The organism is Haemophilus parainfluenzae, from assembly GCF_014931415.1.
Lineage (GTDB): Bacteria > Pseudomonadota > Gammaproteobacteria > Enterobacterales > Pasteurellaceae > Haemophilus_D > Haemophilus_D parainfluenzae_AF.
The window spans coordinates 732014-751608 of the sequence record NZ_CP063121.1 but is presented as its reverse complement, the minus strand read 5'-3'; the positions used below and the strand labels follow the sequence as shown (position 1 = coordinate 751608).

19 protein-coding genes and 1 pseudogene are annotated in these 19595 nt (G+C 39.8%); 8 read left to right on the top strand and 12 right to left on the bottom strand.

Annotated elements, in window-relative coordinates:
- Nucleotides 1-189: 189 nt before the first annotated feature.
- The 4 genes from INP93_RS03705 to tal all read right to left on the bottom strand — a co-directional run bounded on the left by INP93_RS03705 (nucleotide 190) and on the right by tal (nucleotide 3380).
- On the bottom strand, nucleotides 190-579 hold the full coding sequence (locus tag INP93_RS03705; RefSeq protein WP_197545170.1) for a RidA family protein: 390 nt from the start codon (nucleotides 577-579) through the stop codon (nucleotides 190-192).
- Between the two features lie 80 nt (nucleotides 580-659).
- Nucleotides 660-1406, bottom strand: coding sequence for an MlaA family lipoprotein (locus INP93_RS03700; protein ID WP_049369660.1), 747 nt, complete (start codon nucleotides 1404-1406; stop codon nucleotides 660-662).
- A gap of 199 nt (nucleotides 1407-1605) precedes the next feature.
- A complete protein-coding gene (locus INP93_RS03695; RefSeq protein ID WP_005700166.1) occupies nucleotides 1606-2229 on the bottom strand; it encodes a YagU family protein in 624 nt (207 codons plus the stop codon).
- 197 nt (nucleotides 2230-2426) lie between these two features.
- Nucleotides 2427-3380 carry a transaldolase gene (tal, locus tag INP93_RS03690; protein ID WP_005694697.1) on the bottom strand — a complete coding sequence of 318 codons (954 nt, stop codon included), beginning with the start codon at nucleotides 3378-3380 and terminating at the stop codon, nucleotides 2427-2429.
- Between the two features lie 292 nt (nucleotides 3381-3672).
- Here tal and INP93_RS03685 point away from each other — a divergent pair, with 292 nt between their 5' ends.
- The 5 genes from INP93_RS03685 (at nucleotide 3673) to oppF (ending at nucleotide 9220) form a co-directional block, all read left to right on the top strand.
- Nucleotides 3673-5298 (top strand): ABC transporter substrate-binding protein, encoded by a 1626-nt coding sequence (locus INP93_RS03685; protein ID WP_197545169.1) that lies wholly within the window; start codon nucleotides 3673-3675, stop codon nucleotides 5296-5298.
- Nucleotides 5299-5378: 80 nt separating this feature from the next.
- Nucleotides 5379-6299 (top strand): oligopeptide ABC transporter permease OppB, encoded by a 921-nt coding sequence (gene oppB, locus INP93_RS03680; protein WP_005700169.1) that lies wholly within the window; start codon nucleotides 5379-5381, stop codon nucleotides 6297-6299.
- A 9-nt stretch (nucleotides 6300-6308) separates the two neighbouring features.
- Nucleotides 6309-7244 carry an oligopeptide ABC transporter permease OppC gene (oppC, locus tag INP93_RS03675; protein ID WP_111327712.1) on the top strand — a complete coding sequence of 312 codons (936 nt, stop codon included), beginning with the start codon at nucleotides 6309-6311 and terminating at the stop codon, nucleotides 7242-7244.
- 9 nt (nucleotides 7245-7253) lie between these two features.
- Entirely contained in the window at nucleotides 7254-8225 is a 972-nt protein-coding gene (locus INP93_RS03670; RefSeq protein ID WP_111327711.1) for an ABC transporter ATP-binding protein, read from the top strand.
- Nucleotides 8222-9220, top strand: coding sequence for a murein tripeptide/oligopeptide ABC transporter ATP binding protein OppF (gene oppF / locus INP93_RS03665; RefSeq protein WP_111327710.1), 999 nt, complete (start codon nucleotides 8222-8224; stop codon nucleotides 9218-9220). The genes INP93_RS03670 and oppF overlap by 4 nt, the downstream gene beginning before the upstream one ends.
- A gap of 38 nt (nucleotides 9221-9258) precedes the next feature.
- On the opposite strand, the gene INP93_RS03660 is transcribed toward oppF, so the two are convergent.
- Nucleotides 9259-10128: a VirK/YbjX family protein gene (locus INP93_RS03660; RefSeq protein ID WP_197545168.1), complete on the bottom strand. Its 870-nt coding sequence runs from the start codon at nucleotides 10126-10128 to the stop codon at nucleotides 9259-9261.
- A gap of 113 nt (nucleotides 10129-10241) precedes the next feature.
- Here INP93_RS03660 and yihA point away from each other — a divergent pair, with 113 nt between their 5' ends.
- Both yihA and INP93_RS03650 read left to right on the top strand, forming a co-directional pair.
- Nucleotides 10242-10856, top strand: coding sequence for a ribosome biogenesis GTP-binding protein YihA/YsxC (gene yihA, locus INP93_RS03655; RefSeq protein ID WP_065243638.1), 615 nt, complete (start codon nucleotides 10242-10244; stop codon nucleotides 10854-10856).
- A 129-nt stretch (nucleotides 10857-10985) separates the two neighbouring features.
- The gene (locus tag INP93_RS03650) at nucleotides 10986-12515 is read left to right on the top strand and encodes a YifB family Mg chelatase-like AAA ATPase (protein WP_197545167.1); all 1530 of its coding nucleotides are present in this window, start codon (nucleotides 10986-10988) and stop codon (nucleotides 12513-12515) included.
- 43 nt (nucleotides 12516-12558) lie between these two features.
- On the opposite strand, the gene nfuA is transcribed toward INP93_RS03650, so the two are convergent.
- The 7 genes from nfuA to INP93_RS03615 all read right to left on the bottom strand — a co-directional run bounded on the left by nfuA (nucleotide 12559) and on the right by INP93_RS03615 (nucleotide 17620).
- Nucleotides 12559-13143 (bottom strand): Fe-S biogenesis protein NfuA, encoded by a 585-nt coding sequence (nfuA, locus tag INP93_RS03645; protein ID WP_197545166.1) that lies wholly within the window; start codon nucleotides 13141-13143, stop codon nucleotides 12559-12561.
- A 114-nt stretch (nucleotides 13144-13257) separates the two neighbouring features.
- Complete coding sequence (locus INP93_RS03640) at nucleotides 13258-13947, bottom strand: ComF family protein (protein WP_049369643.1); 690 nt, start codon at nucleotides 13945-13947, stop codon at nucleotides 13258-13260.
- A gap of 19 nt (nucleotides 13948-13966) precedes the next feature.
- Nucleotides 13967-15349 (bottom strand): type IV pilus secretin PilQ, encoded by a 1383-nt coding sequence (locus INP93_RS03635; RefSeq protein WP_049369641.1) that lies wholly within the window; start codon nucleotides 15347-15349, stop codon nucleotides 13967-13969.
- Between the two features lies 1 nt (nucleotide 15350).
- Entirely contained in the window at nucleotides 15351-15734 is a 384-nt protein-coding gene (locus INP93_RS03630) for a pilus assembly protein PilP (RefSeq protein ID WP_197545165.1), read from the bottom strand.
- Complete coding sequence (locus INP93_RS03625) at nucleotides 15734-16276, bottom strand: hypothetical protein (RefSeq protein ID WP_049369637.1); 543 nt, start codon at nucleotides 16274-16276, stop codon at nucleotides 15734-15736. Before INP93_RS03625 ends, INP93_RS03630 begins: the two co-directional genes overlap by 1 nt.
- On the bottom strand, nucleotides 16273-16785 hold the full coding sequence (locus INP93_RS03620; protein ID WP_197545164.1) for a PilN domain-containing protein: 513 nt from the start codon (nucleotides 16783-16785) through the stop codon (nucleotides 16273-16275). The genes INP93_RS03625 and INP93_RS03620 overlap by 4 nt, the downstream gene beginning before the upstream one ends.
- Nucleotides 16772-17620: a pilus assembly protein PilM gene (locus INP93_RS03615; RefSeq protein WP_197545163.1), complete on the bottom strand. Its 849-nt coding sequence runs from the start codon at nucleotides 17618-17620 to the stop codon at nucleotides 16772-16774. Before INP93_RS03615 ends, INP93_RS03620 begins: the two co-directional genes overlap by 14 nt.
- A gap of 99 nt (nucleotides 17621-17719) precedes the next feature.
- On the opposite strand from INP93_RS03615, the pseudogene INP93_RS03610 reads away from it, so the two are divergent.
- Nucleotides 17720-19570: pseudogene (locus tag INP93_RS03610) on the top strand (penicillin-binding protein 1A); the annotation flags it as partial.
- Nucleotides 19571-19595 lie beyond the last annotated feature (25 nt).

The window sequence follows — 19595 nt, the reverse complement described above, 5'->3', positions numbered from 1 at the left end:
ATCTACGTAGGATTATTAAGACGATTATTGCTAACCATTCCCTACGGTCTTGGACGGGGCTTGAATAGGTCAAGCACCAACCAGAAATTTTACGCTAAGCGTAATTTAGGAGCGAGATTATAGTGATTAATCTCACTCTTGTAAAGCATATTGTAGAAAAAATCTGCAGATTTTAACCGCACTTTCCTATCATTTTCTTACCGCAATCGCTTCGATTTCTAAGCCTACATCTTTTGGTAATCGAGCAACTTCTACACAAGAACGTGCTGGGAAATTCGGATGATTATTTTCTTTAAAGAACTTCTCGTACTCTGCATTTACTGCTGAAAAATCATTAAGATCTTTCACAAATACAGTGGTTTTCACAATATCACCAACTTTCAAACCAGCCTGTTCAATAATCGCTTTCACGTTTTCTAACGATTGACGTGCCTGAGCTACAATATCTTTTGGCACTTCACCCGTTGCAGGGTTAACTGGGATTTGGCCAGATGTTAGAACTAAATTACCTAAATCTACCGCTTGAACATAAGGACCGATTGCTGCCGGGGCTTTTTCTGTATGAATGATTTTAGTCATGATATTCTCCTTTAATATTGACGTATAAATACGCTTGCTATCCTAACATATAAGTGACTTTATCGCTTATACGAGTATTCTTAATCAATCTCTTTTAATACATCATCAGACAATTCTTTCTGTGAGCTTTCTTTTACTTTGCCATCATTCACTTTAAATTCTAAATTCTGATAATAAGCTTCGCGGAAAGTAACATAAGGATCTTGAGCTTGATTGAGCAATTCTGTTTGATCCAATGTTTTCGAGCGTTTATCTACGGCTTGCACACCATATTTCACCAGTGACCATGGACCGCCTACCCAATTCCAGAACGGATAAGTATAAGCCGCATCGACCACTGCACCGGTTAATTGACGAGGTGTTGTTGCATTATAAATTGGCAATACAATATAAGTGCCCGCATCTACACCGTAGGTGCCCAATGTTTCACCAAAACTGCGTTGATCATAAACCTGCAAGTCTTTGCTTGCACTGGCAAAGTCAAATAATCCACCGATACCAAAGGTGGAGTTAATCCAGAAACGGTTGAAGTGAACAAAGGCTTTTTTCGGTTCACCTTCTAATAAACGGTTCACAAAGCTCACTGGCTCATCTAAGTTATTTGCCACATTGGATAAACCTTTTGTGACCGGTGTCGGCACGTAATCACGCCAGCCTTTCGCTGCAGGTTCTAACACATAACGGTCCATGACTTTATAGTTAAAATCAAACATCGTGCGGTTAAAACTTTCTAATTTATCATTGCGTTCACCATCTGCTTTGGTTGCACAACCCGTTAATACAGCTGTTGCCATTAAGCCGACCGCAAGTAAAGGTGTTTTTTTCATTCCACTTTCCTATCACAAAAAATTGTCTTTATTCTAACCAACTTGAAAGATAACTACAAAAAATTTATTAAAACCTAGAGATGACTTTTCTGTTAGCTATGTTTAATCATGGTGCTTTTTAGTTTTCCAAAAATAACTTTTGTTCCCTACATAAACAAAAATGCCACCTTTCGGTGGCATCCTTTGCAATATAGATTAATTATTCAGTTGCATTTTTTAATGGAATTTCTGCATCTGGCTCGCGAGTAATACGGTTACGTAAATCACGACGAATAATCTCAATTGTCCAGAACCAGAAAATGTGTCCCACTAATTCAGAAATATGTTCATATAACGGCCATTCTGCAACAGGTGGTGTTAAACCTAATGCAGGGAAAGTGATGTAGTGCACACAAATATCTGCGATTAAACCTGCACCAATACCTTGCCAGAATTTGATTTTAGGAAAACGTTCTGCCACTAAACAGTAAGCGATAGCAAATACTAATGAGAAAGTAATGTGAGTCACGCCAATCCAGTCAAAACCATGATCTGCAAAAGTGAATGCTGCTTGAGTTGGGTCAATACCTAAATAATCACGTAAGAATACGTGCGGCGGGTTTAAGAATGCACGTGAACACACTTGAAGAATTTGATCTTGGCTTAAACCTGTGATGTCTACTTTACATGCTGCTGCGAAGAAATCGATTGGGCTACGCGGTGGGAATGGATGCTCAGCACCCCATTTTACGAATGCAGAAATTAAACCTGCAATAATACCAACAAAAATCGCTACGCCATAACGACGACGATTAGCAGGAGTTTGTTCAAAAATACCTGACATATATTTGCTCCGAAAAAAGAAAAAATGACCGCACTTTGTATCAAAAGTCGCGGTTCCCATTTTGCTTTAGCAAAACTTGTCTTGAATTCTCAATGACTTTGGTGAGTTAGTCAAGAACTAATTATTAAGAGTTAGAACATTTTATGGTAAGAATAAAAAATGCGGTTATTTCTAACCGCACTTTCATGTTTTTTAAATTAAAGTTTTGCTGAAAGCATTGCTTCTAATTTCTCTTGGTCAACTGCAAATTTGCGAATCCCCTCTGCTAATTTCTCAACAGCCATCGCATCGCTGTTATGTTGCCAGTAGAATTCTGCTTCAGTTAATGGTTGAGGTTTTGCTTTTACTTCACCTTTGTAGTCTAGTTTACGCACAAGTGCGGTTGAATTTTCTTGTAATTCTTTAAGTAAAGCAGGAGCAATAGTTAAACGGTCACAACCTGCTAATTCAATAATTTCACCGACATTACGGAAACTTGCGCCCATCACCACGGTTTTATAACCATATTCTTTGTAGTAGTTATAAATTTTGGTTACAGAAATAACACCTGGATCTTCTGCTGGAGCATATTCTTTTTTATCAGTATTTGCTTTGTACCAGTCTAAGATACGACCGACGAATGGCGAAATCAAGTAAACCCCTGCTTCAGCACACGCACGTGCTTGTGCTTCGGAGAATAATAAGGTTAAGTTACAGTTAATACCTTCTTTTTCAAGAATTTCTGCTGCACGAATACCTTGCCATGTTGAAGCAATTTTGATCAAAATACGATCATTTGAAATACCTGCCGCATTATAAAGTGCGATAAGTTTACGTGCTTTTTCAACGGTTGCTTGAGTATCGTAAGAGAGACGTGCATCCACTTCAGTTGAAATACGTCCTGGGACAATTTTTAAAATTTCTAAACCGATATTTACCGCTAATTTATCTTCTGCATCAATTAATTGTTGTGCTTTATCCGCACTTTGAGCTTTAGCATAAGTAATCGCTTCATCAATTAATGGTGCATATTGTGGTAATGCTGAAGCGCTTAAAATTAAAGATGGGTTTGTTGTTGCATCTTGCGGTTGGTATTTTTTAATGGCATCAATATCGCCCGTATCAGCCACGACGACGGTCATACTACGAAGTGAATCTAACTGAGTTGTCATTATATTCTCCTTGAATGGATTTGTTTGAATTCAACTGCCTTACGATAGCATAATTAGCTTTAAAAGGGTAATTCGTCCAGGAAAATATTTACGATAGGGAAAACCAATATATTCTAGATTCATCCTCTCATACCATCACTTTTAGCAATTTTTTCGCGATTTATTAGATACAAATCACAAAACGTTATTTTTCTTTAAATAATCACCTTACAAATCTTTACAAACATGAATTTTTGAGCTAATAAGAGAAGGACTCTTTATAAAAATATCGCCTAATGACAAGGAGGCTCAAATGCAACACAAACTACTTTTCTCTGCAATTGCTCTTGCTCTTTCCTATTCTGCTCAAGCAGTTATAGTACCTGAGGGAACGCAATTAGATGAAAAACAACATATCGTGATCAATAACGGGGCTGAACCACAAAGTTTTGACCCACAAAAAACTGAAGGTGTACCTGAATCTACCGTTGCTTATCAATTACTTGAAGGCCTCGTCACCTCAGACTCTGAAGGTAAACTTCAACCGGGTGTAGCTGAAAGCTGGGAAAACACACCAGACTTTAAAACTTGGACATTCCATTTACGTAAAGATGCCAAATGGTCAAATGGTGATCCTGTTACCGCACACGACTTCGTATTTGCTTGGCGTCGTTTAGTGGATCCTGCAACAGCAGCGCCTTATGCAAGTTACTTAAGTTACTTACAAGTGGAAAATGCGCAAGACATCATTGACGGTAAGAAAAAACCGGCTGAATTAGGCGTTGAAGCAAAAGATGATTACACCTTTGTGGTTCATGCAATCAATCCTGTGCCTTATGCCGTCAGTTTAACGACTCACCAATCCTTATTGCCATTACCACAAAAAGTGGTCGAAAAATTGGGTGATGCATGGGTGAAAAAAGAAAACTACGTGGGTAATGGTGCCTATAAACTGGCGAACCACATTATTAATGAAAAAATCGAATTTGAACGCAACCCACTCTACTGGAACGATAAAGAGACTGTCATTAACAGTGCAACATTCCTTGCGATTGAAAACCCAAGTACTGATGTAGCGCGTTATCGTGCAGGCGATTTAGATATGACGAACTACGCCTTACCACCAGAACAATTTGCTAAATTACAGAAAGAATTGCCTGGCGAAGTATTCACGACACGTACGCTTGCAACCTATTCTTATGAATTAAACAATAAGAAAGCGCCTTTTGATAACGTGAATGTTCGTAAAGCCTTGAACTTATCCCTTGACCGTAATGTGATCACCGATAAAGTTTTAGGTCAAGGTCAAACACCAACCTATGTATTTACGCCGACTTACATTGAAGAAGGTCAGCTCATTCAACAACCTGCTTATTCAAAAGAACCGATGGCACAACGTAATGAAGAAGCCATTAAACTCTTAGAAGAAGCTGGTTACAGCAAAGCGAATCCGTTGAAATTCAGCATTCTTTACAATACCAATGAAAACCACAAAAAAGTGGCCATTGCTGCGGCATCTATGTGGAAAGCAAATACCAAAGGTTTAATTGATGTGAAATTAGAAAACCAAGAGTGGAAAACCTACATTGATAGCCGTCGTGCAGGTCGTTACGATGCAGCACGTGCTGGATGGAATGCGGATTACAACCAAGCCACAACATTCGGCAACTATTTCTTATCTAATTCGAGTAACAATACCGCGAAATACGCAAACCCAGAATACGATAAAGCCATTGCTGAATCTTATGTCGCAACGGATGCGGAAGGTCGTGCAAAAGCCTACGCGAAAGCCGAAGAAATTCTTGCAAAAGATTTCGGTATCGTGCCAATCTTTAACTATGTGAATCCACGCTTAGTGAAACCTTATGTAAAAGGCTATTCAGGCAAAGATCCACAAGATCACATTTACTTACGCAACCTTTATATTATTAAACATTAATTCGTTGCTCGTATTTAAGTGCGGTTAAAAATTATCGTATTTTTTGACCGCACTTTTCGCCCATTTTGGTTGGAGTTATTATGCTCAAATTTATTTTTAAACGGCTGTTGGAGGCCTTACCAACGCTGTTTATTTTGATTACTTTTTCCTTCTTTCTGATGCGTCTCGCCCCTGGTAGCCCGTTCACATCGGAACGTGCTTATCCACCAGAAGTCATGGCAAATATCGAAGCGAAGTATCATTTAAATGAACCATTACATAAACAATATTTCCTTTATTTGGAAAACCTTTCTAAAGGCGATTTTGGTCCCTCTTTTAAATATAAAGATCAATCGGTCAATGATTTAATCGCATCAGCCTTCCCTGTTTCCTTAAAATTAGGGATGGTCGCCTTCGCCTTTGCAGTGGTATTAGGTGTCACAGCTGGTACGCTTGCCGCACTCAATCAAAATAGTCGCTGGGATTATATTCTAATGAGCTTTTCAATGCTTGGGGTCATTATGCCAAGCTTTGTCTTCGCACCAGTCTTAGTACTGATTTTCGCCATTTATTTGGGTTGGTTACCCGCTGGCGGTTGGAATGGCGGTTCAGCAATGTACATTATTTTACCCGTTGCCTCATTAACTATCGCTTATGTTGCAGGGATTGCGCGTATCATGCGCGGATCCATGATTGAAGTACTGCATTCCAACTTTATTCGTACCGCTAAAGCCAAAGGGCTTTCAACCTCAAGAATCATTTTAAAACATGCTTTACGTCCCGCCCTTTTACCTGTGATTACCTATTTGGGCCCGGCTTTCGTAGGGATTATTACCGGCTCAATGGTCATCGAAAGTGTATTTGGTTTGCCTGGCATGGGCTTGTTATTTGTAAACGGTGCCTTAAACCGTGATTACTCTTTAGTTTTGAGTCTCACCATTTTAGTAGGCACATTAACCATTTTATTTAATGCGATTGTGGATATTTTATACGCCATCATCGATCCAAAAATTCGTTATTAAGGATAAGTTATGACAGATTATCGTACTCAGCCGATTAATCAGAAAAATGCGGATTTTGTGGAACACGTGGCTGACCGTATTGAAGAAATGCAACTGGAAGGCCGCAGTCTATGGCAAGATGCGAAACGCCGTTTTTTCCGCAACAAAGCGGCCGTTGCCAGTCTGATTATTCTAGCGTTTATTATTGTTTTTATTACCGTAGCACCTTGGTTCTTCCCCTTTACCTATGAAGATACCGATTGGAATATGATGAGCTCTCCACCAACAATGGAAGGCTATCACTTCTTCGGTACGGATGCTTCTGGTCGAGACTTACTGGTACGTACCGCTATTGGTGGACGTATTTCATTATTGGTCGGTATTGCTGGTGCTTTCATTTCTGTGACTATCGGCACAATTTATGGTGCGATTTCCGGCTATGTAGGCGGTAAAACGGATATGTTGATGATGCGCTTTTTGGAAATTCTTAGCTCATTTCCATTTATGTTCTTCGTCATTTTATTAGTAACCCTTTTTGGCCAAAACATTTTCTTAATTTTCATCGCAATTGGTGCCATTGCTTGGCTTGGTCTTGCTCGTATTGTACGTGGTCAAACCCTTAGTTTGAAAAATAAAGAATTCGTCGAAGCCGCCATCGTTTGTGGCGTGCCACGTCGCCAAATCATTTTCAAACACATTATTCCGAACGTATTGGGCTTAGTAGCAGTGTATGCTTCACTCGAAGTGCCAGGACTTATTCTTTTCGAATCATTCTTAAGTTTCTTAGGCTTAGGAACACAAGAGCCGATGAGTAGCTGGGGTGCGCTATTAAGTGATGGAGCAGCACAAATGGAAGTCTCGCCTTGGCTATTAATTTTCCCGGCATTTTTCCTTTGTCTCACACTGTTTTGTTTTAACTTTATCGGTGACGGGTTGCGTGATGCACTCGATCCAAAAGATAGATAGGAGCGAATCATGAATCCTTTATTAGATGTAAAAAATCTCTACGTTCGCTTCAAAACACCCGATGGTACCGTCACTGCGGTGAATGATTTAAACTTTACACTTAATGCGGGAAGCACGCTCGGCATCGTGGGTGAAAGTGGTTCAGGCAAATCACAAACTGCCTTTGCCTTAATGGGCTTATTGGCGGCCAATGGTACAGTGGAAGGTTCCGCCATCTTTGAAGGTAAAGAATTAGTTAATTTACCGAAGGATGAATTGAATAAAATCCGTGCCGAGCAAATTTCCATGATTTTCCAAGACCCGATGACCTCTCTCAACCCTTACATGAAAATCGGTGAACAGCTCATGGAAGTTCTACAGTTACACAAAGGTTATGATAAACAAACTGCCTTTGCTGAATCCGTGAAAATGCTGGATGCGGTCAAAATGCCGGAAGCGAAAAAACGCATGGGCATGTATCCACACGAGTTTTCAGGCGGTATGCGTCAACGGGTGATGATTGCGATGGCCTTATTATGCCGTCCAAAACTACTCATTGCCGATGAGCCCACCACCGCTTTGGATGTGACCGTTCAAGCGCAAATCATGACTTTGTTAAATGAGTTAAAACGTGAGTTTAATACCGCGATTATTATGATTACCCATGATCTTGGTGTCGTGGCAGGTATTTGCGATCAAGTGATGGTGATGTATGCCGGACGAACCATGGAATACGGCACAGCAGAGCAAATTTTCTATCATCCAACTCATCCCTATTCTATTGGCTTAATGGATGCGATTCCTCGCTTAGATGGCAATGAAGAACACTTGGTCACCATTCCAGGCAATCCACCAAATTTATTGCATTTGCCAAAAGGTTGTCCATTCTCACCTCGTTGCCAATTTGCTACCGAACAATGCCAAACTGCGCCTAAACTGACCGCATTTAATGAAAGTCAATTACGCAATTGTTGGTTACCCGTGGAGAAATTTACCCTATGACAATTTCAAATAACAAAGAATTACTCCTTGAAGTCAATCACTTAGGCGTTAGTTTTAAAATTAAAAACGATAAATCCCTTTTCTTCGCCAAACCTCAAACCTTAAAAGCGGTAAAGGATGTTTCCTTTAAGCTTTATGAAGGTGAAACCCTCGGTGTAGTAGGTGAATCGGGCTGTGGTAAATCCACGCTTGCACGTGCCATCATCGGCTTAGTCGAAGCGAGTGAAGGAGAGATCTTGTGGCTTGGTAAAAATTTACGAAAACAATCAGCTAAACAATGGAAAGATACTCGCAAAGATATCCAAATGATTTTCCAAGACCCACTCGCTTCTCTCAACCCGCGAATGAACATTGGCGAAATCATTGCCGAACCATTAAAGATCTACCAACCGCACTTAAGTGCCGCTGAAGTGAAAGAAAAAGTACAAGCCATGATGTTGAAAGTCGGGCTTTTACCGAACTTGATTAACCGCTATCCGCATGAATTTTCTGGTGGTCAATGCCAGCGTATCGGTATTGCGCGCGCGTTAATTATTGAGCCGAAAATGATCATTTGTGATGAGCCCGTTTCTGCGTTAGATGTGTCGATTCAGGCTCAAGTGGTGAATTTATTGAAATCCCTACAAAAAGAAATGGGGCTTTCCTTAATTTTCATCGCTCATGATTTGGCGGTGGTAAAACACATTTCTGACCGCGTATTAGTCATGTATTTAGGCAATGCCATGGAATTAGGCAGCGATGAGGAAGTGTACAACAACACTAAACATCCTTATACCAAAGCCTTAATGTCTGCTGTTCCGATTCCCGATCCGAAATTGGAACGCAATAAATCCATCGAATTACTTGAAGGCGAGCTACCTTCACCAATTAATCCACCGTCTGGTTGTGTGTTCCGAACTCGCTGCCTGAAAGCTGATGAAAATTGTGCGAAACAAAAACCACCTTTCACCAGCCAAAACAACAGCCATTTTGTGGCTTGCTTGAAAGTCTTATAAAACAAAAAGTGCGGTTAAAATTCACCGCACTTTTATTTTTACAATTCTAATTTTTCTTCGATTATTTTAGCCAAATCATCTAGCATCGCATAACGCTTACGATACATGGAGCGCTTTTTACTCGGCACATCATCAAGATTTCTATCTATTTCTAAAGGTAATTCCCAATAGTCTTTCAACTGTCCGCCTGATTCAGCAAAAATCGCATCATAATCTACAACATAATGAGAGCTTTGAATAAAACGTGATTTATTTTGATATTTTTGTGGAATGCCCAATAACGTCTTGAAACCCAACGCTTTCGTCAATACTTTCATCGTTTCCACCATTAAATAAGCAGGGCGTAAACCATGGCAAGTTTTTGTCAGTTGCTTCACCATCTCTTTGGAATCTTCAAAATTAGGCCCCTGCACCACAGAAATAAGTAATGCCTCATCAAGTTTGGCAAAAGTAAGTAAATACACTAATTCATTACGTGGTTTATGCCATAACTCCAGCACCCAATAACCTTCCATCGGTTGGTGTGTGGTCATCGATAATGTCATCTCGAAATCAGGAATCACTTCACCAAAACTTAACGGCGTTTTATAAATAGGTGCTGAAAGTGCGGTCAATTTTTCAGGTAAAAAAAGTAGATTGTCGCAGATAGCTTGGAAACGCTGTTTGCTATTAAAACGTTTATCTAAAAAACGATAAACTAATGGATAACTATAATCCGCATGTTCATTTAATAATGTGACGAGAAAGGGATGCTGATTAACAAATTGCTCAAAGTGAACAATTGAGCCTTGATGTAAAAAAGATCGAAGACGATAACGTAGGCGCTTAAGCGCATAAGAGCGCCCTGGTCTATCGGGATAAATGGCTTCCGCTTTTGGCCAGCGATATTGATTCTCTTGAGATTCCATAGTAAAAAATAATTAAAAAATGCTTTAAATCAATGCAAAGTGCGCATTCTCGCATAATTTCAGCAATTTTTCTATTTGTGATATGCTAGGGCCAATTGATGAAAGGAACAATTATGTCTGAAATTAAACTGAATTATCATAAAACACATTTTCTTACGAGCGCCCCCAATATTCGTTCCATCCCAGAAGATACAGGGATTGAAATTGCTTTTGCTGGACGTTCAAATGCCGGAAAATCAACCGCACTTAATGCATTAACCAATCAAAAAAGCTTAGCCAGAACTTCTAAAACACCAGGTCGTACGCAGCTCATCAACCTGTTTGAGGTTGAGCCGAATTGTAAACTAGTGGATTTACCTGGCTATGGCTATGCTGCCGTTCCTGAAAAAATGAAAATTGAATGGCAAAAATCCCTCGGAGAATATTTGCAAAAGCGTGAATGTTTAGGCGGACTTGTTGTTCTGATGGATATTCGCCATCCTTTAAAAGATCTCGATCAACAAATGATCGAATGGGCTGTTTCTGCTGATTTACCAGTTATGTTACTTTTAACTAAAGCGGATAAACTCAGCCAAAGTGCGCGTAGCAAACAAGTCAAAATGGTGCGTGAAGCGATTTTACCCTTCCAAGGTGATATTCAAGTCGAAGCCTTTTCTGCACAAAATAAAATTGGTATTGATAAATTAGCGGCCAAATTAGATAGTTGGTTTGCCCCACTTTTCTCGTAGTTTTTTATCAAGAAAAAATGATTTCTGCGATCTCGATCGCAAAAATAGCACAGAATGTATGCTTTCATTCTGTGCTTTTTTTATAGTGCGAAAATCTAATTATTTTTGACCGCACTTTAAGGAATCTGAATGTCTCTTGCCATTGTTTATAGCCGTGCCTCAATGGGTGTACAAGCCCCTCTTGTTACCATTGAGGTACATTTAAGTAATGGGAAGCCTGGATTTACCTTAGTTGGTCTCCCCGAAAAAACCGTAAAAGAAGCGCAAGATCGGGTCAGAAGTGCATTAATGAATGCCCAGTTCAAATATCCTGCTAAACGCATCACCGTCAACCTTGCACCAGCCGATTTACCCAAAGAAGGGGGACGATTTGATTTACCCATTGCGATAGGTATCTTGGCTGCATCAGATCAACTCGACGGTAGCCGTTTAAAACAATTTGAATTCGTTGGCGAACTCGCATTAACAGGTGAATTACGTGGCGTACACGGTGTCATTCCTGCCATTTTAGCGGCACAAAAAGCGAAACGAGCCCCCATTATCGCTTATCAAAATGCCAATGAGGCTTCGCTTGTTTCAGAACAAGAGACTTATTTTGCTAAAAACCTTTTGGAAGTCGTGCAATTCTTAAATAATCAAGAAAAATTACCTTTGGCCTCATTATTCGCACAAGAAAGTGCGGTCGGATTTTCAGCTAAAAATCACTTAGATTTGACCGATATTATTGGTCAGCAACATGCTAAACGAGCACTAACAATAGCTGCCGCAGGTCAGCATAATCTCCTCTTTTTAGGTCCACCCGGTACGGGTAAAACCATGTTGGCAAGTCGTCTCACGGCATTGCTCCCTGAAATGACGGACTTAGAAGCGATTGAAACAGCTTCAGTTACGAGCTTAGTCCAAAATGAGTTAAATTTTCACAATTGGAAACAACGTCCATTTCGAGCGCCACATCATAGCGCCTCTTTGCCTGCCTTAGTTGGCGGAGGAACCATTCCAAAACCAGGCGAAATATCGCTCGCACATAACGGCGTACTTTTTCTTGATGAATTGCCTGAATTTGAGCGTAAAGTGCTTGATGCACTTCGCCAACCATTAGAAAGTGGAGAAATTATTATTTCGCGTGCCAATGCTAAAATCCAATTTCCTGCTCGCTTTCAATTAGTTGCGGCAATGAATCCTAGTCCAACGGGGCATTATACTGGAACACATAATCGTACCTCGCCACAACAAGTGATGCGTTATTTAAACCGCCTTTCAGGGCCGTTTTTAGATCGTTTTGATTTATCTATTGAAGTACCTCTTCTACCACAAGGTAGTTTACAAAATACGGGAGATAGAGGCGAAACAAGCCAACAAGTACGAGAAAAAGTCTTAAAAGTAAGGGAAATCCAGCTTGCTCGAGCCGGTAAAATCAATGCGTATCTTTCAAGCAAAGAAATTGAACGGGACTGTAAATTACAGGATAAAGATGCGCTATTTCTAGAGAATGCTTTAAATAAACTCGGGCTTTCAGTGAGAGCCTACCATCGGATTTTAAAAGTCTCACGTACAATTGCCGATTTAAATGGCGAAAAAGAAATACAACAACCTCATTTAGCAGAAGCGCTAGGATATCGAGCGATGGATCGGTTGTTACAGAAATTATCTGCTGCTTAAAAAATAAAAGGGCGAATGATTCGCCCTTTTTCGTCTTCGATTCTTAATAATAAGAATGTTCACCACGTTGGTGTTCTGTTACGTCTCTTGCACCTTTTAATTCATTCGGGAAGAGCGAAACTAACTGTTTCTCTACACCATCTTTTAAGGTGACATCCACCATTGAACAACCGTTACAGCCACCACCGAATTGTAGAACAGCATAACCATCATCAGTAATTTCAATTAACGTGATTTTACCGCCATGGCTGGCTAATTGTGGGTTGATTTGTGTTTGGATCACATACTCTACGCGCTCAATTAAAGGCGCATCATCTGCAACTTTACGCATTTTGGCGTTAGGTGCTTTTAAAGTCAGTTGAGCACCAAGCTCTTCGGTTACATAATCAATTTCCGCATCTTCTAAAAACGGTAAGCTGATTTCATCTACAAATGCAGAAAACGTATCGTACTTCATTTCAGTATCAGTCGCTTCAACTGAATTTAGCGGGCAATAAGACACGCCACATTCTGCTCCCGGCGTACCAGGATTCACAACAAAAATACGAATATTGGTGCCTTCTTCTTGTGTATCTAAAAGTTTCCGAAAATGCGCTTGTGCAGCCTCTGAAATAAAAATTTGTTCCATAAATAAAGTCCTAATACTTGATGTAATATATCGGAAATGATACTCCTATACGGCAATTTTTTCTACATTTATTCCTATTTTTATAGATATAGGCAAATCCTATCTTTATAGATTTTAGGCTCGAGCTAAGCCCCATACTTGAATTTCTTTTACACCTAATTTTCGAAGTTGTTTGGCTATCTCTGCCAACGTTGAGCCGGTTGTAATCACATCATCCACCAACGCTACACGTTCATAAGGAAAAGGCTTTTTGGTATTCACTGCAAAAGCATTTCTAAGGTTTTGTCGTCGATCTTTCGCCGTTAAACCTCGCTGAGTGTGGGTATGTTTAATCCGTTTCACCACATGATGACTGTTAGGTACATCACACCAACGGCTCAGCCAATTCGCTAATAAATCAGCTTGGTTGTAGCCCCGTTGCCACTGTCGAAAATGATATAACGGTACTGGAATAATCGCCTGTGGCAGAGATAGTCCATGCGTTCGTCTCGCCTCTCGCACCGCAAGATAAAGTAAACGCGATAAACTCCGATCTAACCAAAACTGTTTTTGGAATTTAAAACGATGAATAAGTGAAGAAAGCGGTTCGAGGTAATGCCCAATGATCACAATGCGATCCCAAGCAGGTTCATTTTTCAAACAATGTCCACAGCCCATTGCATAATGCTGCAAGGGTGAACCACATCGCCCACAATAAGGGAAAGTTTTAATCTGCTTCTGACATCGACTGCACAATCCATTTCGCCCAAGATGAATAGATCGCTTGCAATGCACACAGCTAAACTGAAAAAAATGGGAAAACATAAAAGAAATTGACCGCACTTTATTTTTTCACTTTTTCAACTTGCTTAAAATGCTTTTCTTTCTTAGCCATTTCCATTCTTTCACCTTGTTTTAAAATATGAGGTGTCACAAAAATGACGAGTTCGCGTTTTTGATGACGTTCACTTTCCTTACTAAATAAGCGCTTAATACCTGGAATATCGCCCAATAATGGTACTTTATCGACACCTTTCGTGATCGTATCGTGAAATACACCACCTAATACAATTGTTTCGCCATCTTTGGCAAACACTTGCGTATTAATTTCTTGTTTATCAATGGATACCACTTCATTTTGCCCATAAGCCACTCGATTCCCTGGAGAATTTTGACTCACTAATAAATCCAATAAAATATTATTATCCTTCGAAATATGTGGTGTCACTTCTAATCCCAACACCGCTTCTCGAAATTCCACTGATTGAGTGTCATTTTTCCCATTTGTCACCACATAAGGAATTTCTGTCCCTTGTTTGATGCTTGCGCTTTTCTTGTTGGTAGTAAGTAAGCGAGGGCTTGCAATAATTTCTACGTTATTTTCACGTTCAAGTGCGGTCAATTCTAGGTCTAATAATCGACCATTAATTTTAGCTACTTGAAGAGCTAATGAGCCAGCTGGCGTGACCGTTGTCGCAAAATTCACATTTAAATTATTACTGATATTGCTAAACCCGTTCGCATCTAAACTGCCACCCACTCGATGGGCTGCCTCAGTAGGATTAAAAATGCCCCAACGCACACCTAATTCTTTTAGGCTTTCATCAGTAATCGTCACAATACGTGCCTCAATCACGATTTGCTCAATGGGTTTATCCAACTCTGCGATTAACTTTTTGATATTTTTGACAGAACGTGCATCATCCTGAATCAGTAATACATTGCTTCGGTCATCAAATGCAATCGTGCCGCTAGGTGAAAGCAAAGAACCACTACCAGTTGTTAAAGATTTCATCACATCAGAGGCCTTGGCAAAATGCAGTTTAACCGTTGTACTCACAAGTGGTGTTTCACTAGGCAAACCTTCTCCGCTAATTGCCATAGGTTCTGTCATTTTCTCTGCATATTGTTCATGTTGAGAAGGCTTACCCAAATAATAAATATTATTTTCTTGATAAAAAGAGAGCCCTTTGATTTTTGCCACAGAACGCAATAAACGATCAAAATCCACGTTATCTAATTGCAATGAAAGCGTTCCTTCTAGCTCATCATCAATCATTAAATTGGCATTTTGCTCAAGAGCAACCTGCTGGAGAGTTGCTACCATTGGCGCCTGTTTTAATCGAAGTGAAAAGACGCGATTTTCTGCCGCTGAGTACGTTGTCCATAGGATCAAAAAACACATTAAAAACTGACCGCACTTTGTTTTTATTTTCTGCTTTACCATTTTAAAATCTCATTATGATTGAGGTCGTTTGTTCACATTGCCCAGCTTTATAACCTTGAAGCGTCACGCTGTCTTTACTCACTTTTTCGATTAAATAGCCTTCCTGTCCAATTCTCTGCCCGACTTGAACCAACAAAATATGCCCATCATCATTAAATAACACTTCTGCCTGTTTACCGTATTGCAAGACACCTACAATATGTAGCTGAGCCAATGGGCGTTCCTCCGCCAGTCTCGGCACCGAATATACGCAAGTCGACACTGGCGGTAGGGTGAGCCCCTCTTTTGGATATTCGGTTTGTTCTCTTTGTTTACGATCAAAAGGATCTTGCGAAAATGACGATACAGAAAAAAACGCTATCAAGATTAAGAAGAACTTTTTCATTATTTGTCCTTATTTAATTGGAAAATTAACTCACATGTAATAGAAGCATTTTCCTCTTCATCTAATTTTTCAATGTTTAATTGCGTTAAGGAAAGTTTAGGAACATCGTTTAAAAGTGCGGTCAAAAATTGTTGTAAATCGACAAAATAGCCTTGTAATGATAAGTGCAACAACGTATGTTGAGAAAAATCCCAACGCAAATCTAACGTGCGAAGTCGCCCATTTAACAACGCCTGAATATGCTGATTGATCGGCAACACAGAATTAGCCAATTCTGGAGAAAGTTGTCGGCTGTCTGACTTTTGTCTTAAAGTTTGTAAAATCCTTTCCTGTTTATCCCACTCTTGTTGTTGTAAACTCAATTCTGCGTCAAGCCGATACTGTTCATTACTGTTTTCAACATAACGAAAAACAGGTAAGAAAATAACCGCACTTAATGCACACAACCAAAAGGCAGCATGGGCCATTTGAGGTAATCGAAGCCATCGCCCAAACCAACTTTGTGCACTTCTTTGAATAAGCTCATTGATAAGGTTCCTCATTGCACAGGCTCCGATAAATGAATATCAAACTGAAAGAATAACTGTTGTTGCACCGGTTGAAACTTGGTTAAATTAACCTCGGTAAAATGGCGTTTAAGAAATTGATGTATTGCTTCAAATTCTTGTTGATTTTCCGTCATGCCAGAAAGGACAACTTGCTTCGCATTGAGCGTAAATTCATCTAACTCACCTTGTTGTAAGGGCAACTCAGTTAATAAATTAAGCATTCGATACACATATTCCGTCTCCATTTCTGTCAGCTCATTCAGTTCTTTTAAGTTACTTTGTAGTTGCTGAACTTGAATGCGTTTCTGATGAACTTGATGAGTAATTTGTGTCAGTTTTTCTTTTGTCTGACTTAGGGCTTGCCCTTGTTGTTCATTGAGTTGGTTCAATCCAACGACAATCAACACTGAGCAAGCTAACCAAATTAAACCTTGCCATATAAAACGACGAAAAGCCTTTTGATGTTGTTCTAAGCGCCAAGGCAATAGATTAAGGCTTAACATCACCACTCTCCCGATTACTTGGAGTCAAAAGTGCGGTCATTTTTGAGGATAAATCCACTAGCTTTAAATCGGTTTGCCAGAGTGCATTGCCTAAAGCGATAAAAGGTAAATCTGTTTCAATTCGCAGCCAATCCTGAGGCAGTAATTCGATTGTGCGTGAATTTAATATATCGGGCGTTTGATACACATAAATCTGTTCTATCGTTTCAGGAAAACGCTGGATAAATTGTTGATAAAGCTCAGATAAATCACTTTGAGATTGCAAGACTTGTCGTTGTTGTAAGCGTTCACAAACGGCGAGACAACCTTGTTGATCTTGATATAAAAACAAGGCGTTCGTCGGCTCTTGCCCTAAAATGGCATAAAATGCACGCAAAATGCTGTGATTCAGTAAATCAAGTGCGGTCAATTTTAGCGGCAAATATTTTGCTAATTCTGCATTGGCACTTTCTTTTCGAATCGCCGTGATATCCAAACGAAAACCTTGTTTTAATGGCGTGGTCAGATAATCAAACCATAATTCATCCAACGGAATCGGTAATTCTTTTTGCAAAATGAAACGACATTGTTGTTCACACTCCTGAGCATTGAGTGTTTGCGGTAAAATAAGCGTCTTAGACCAAGTTAAATGGGGTGAAATGGCGCCGATAAAACAACATTGGTTCGTTTTTTGTGGTAAATGAGGCAATAACTGGGAAAAAATGTCCTTTTGTTGTCCATTCAAGCAAATAGATTGAACTTTGTGGAATTCATCTAGCCAAACAAAATAGAGGTTATCTTGTTGTTTACTCACACCAATTTGGTGTTTTCGCTGCTTTCTATGAGCAATTCCCATATTCTTTCCTATTCTTTAAGGGATTAATCTTTTATACTTAGCAGCCAAGATCATAATTTTGATTTTTTGAATATTCATTAAACCAGAGAGAATTTTACGATGCGGATCGCAAAATTAATATTAAGTACCCTATTTACGATATGTATACTGGGGTTAGTCGCCGGTGGTGTACTGTATTTTCACTTAAAATCCTCCTTACCATCGGTAGAAAGCCTAAAAACCGTTGAGTTGCAACAACCAATGCAAATCTATACGGCTGATGGCAAATTAATCGGTGAAGTCGGTGAACAACGCCGTATTCCAGTGAAATTAGAAAATGTACCTCAGCGCCTGCAAGATGCCTTCTTAGCAACAGAAGATAGCCGTTTTTATGAACATCACGGCTTAGACCCTGTTGGTATTGCTCGTGCGATTTTTGTTGCCGTCAACAATGGTGGGGCATCTCAAGGGGCAAGTACCATTACACAACAGCTTGCGCGTAACTTCTTCTTAACGCCAGAAAAAACCATTATTCGTAAAGCTCGCGAAGCAGTATTAGCCATTGAAATTGAAAATGCCTTAAGCAAACAAGAAATTTTAGAACTTTATTTGAATAAAATTTTCTTAGGGTATCGCTCTTATGGCGTTGCAGCCGCCGCTCAAACCTACTTTGGTAAAAACTTAGATGAATTAACACTTTCTGAAATGGCGATCATTGCTGGCTTGCCAAAAGCACCTTCTACCATGAATCCACTGTATTCGCCAAAACGTGCGGAAGAACGTCGAAATGTGGTTTTAAGCCGAATGTTGGATGAAAACAAGATCACCAAAGCAGAATATGATGCAGCGATTAAAGAACCAATTGTAGCAAGCTATCACGGTGCTAAATTTGAGTTCCGTGCAGACTATGTGACTGAAATGGTTCGTCAAGAAATGGTAAAACGCTTTGGTGAAGAAGATGCTTACACTAAAGGTTATAAAGTTTTCACGACAGTACTTTCAAAAGATCAAGCGGAAGCTCAAAAAGCCGTCCGTAATAACTTGATCGATTATGACATGCGTCATGGCTGGCGTGGCGGTGCACCACTTTGGAAAAAAGGTGAAACCCCATGGGATAATGAACGCATTGTCGCTTTCTTGAAAAAATTACCTGATTCAGAACCATTCATTCCAGCAGCGGTAACCGCATTAGGTAAGAATGGGGCAGAATTACTTTTAGCCAATAATGAAACGATGACGCTCTCTTCTAATGCAATGCGTTGGGCGGGAAGAGCACCGGTTAAAGTGGGCGAACAAATTTGGATTCGTAAACGTGATAACGGTGAATGGATTTTAGGTCAAATTCCAGCAGCTAACTCTGCATTAGTTTCATTAAACTCTGATAATGGTGCAATTGAGGCCATGGTGGGTGGTTTTAGCTACGAACAAAGTAAATTTAACCGAGCAACCCAATCTTTAGTGCAAGTCGGTTCTTCGATTAAACCATTTATCTATGCGGCTGCGTTAGAAAAAGGTTTAACGCTTTCAAGCGTATTGCAAGACAGTCCTATCTCTATTCAAAAACCAGGACAACCTTTGTGGCAACCTAAAAACTCACCTGATCGTTATGACGGTCCTATGCGTTTACGTGTAGGTTTAGGTCAATCTAAAAATATGATTGCCATCCGAGCACTACAAACTGCAGGTGTTGGCTTTACGGCTGACTTCTTACAACGATTTGGGTTCAAACGTGACCAATATTTTGCCAGTGAAGCGCTTGCATTAGGTGCTGCATCCTTCACGCCATTGGAAATGGCGCGTGCTTACGCAGTTTTTGATAATGGTGGTTTCTTAATTGATCCTTACCTTATCGAAAAAATTCAAGATAATACCGGTAAAGATTTATTTATTGCGAACCCTAAAATTGCTTGTATTACCTGTAATGACATTCCTGTGATTTATGGTGAAACCAAAGATAAAATTGATGGCTTTAAAGATGTCGCAGAAGTGGCTAACC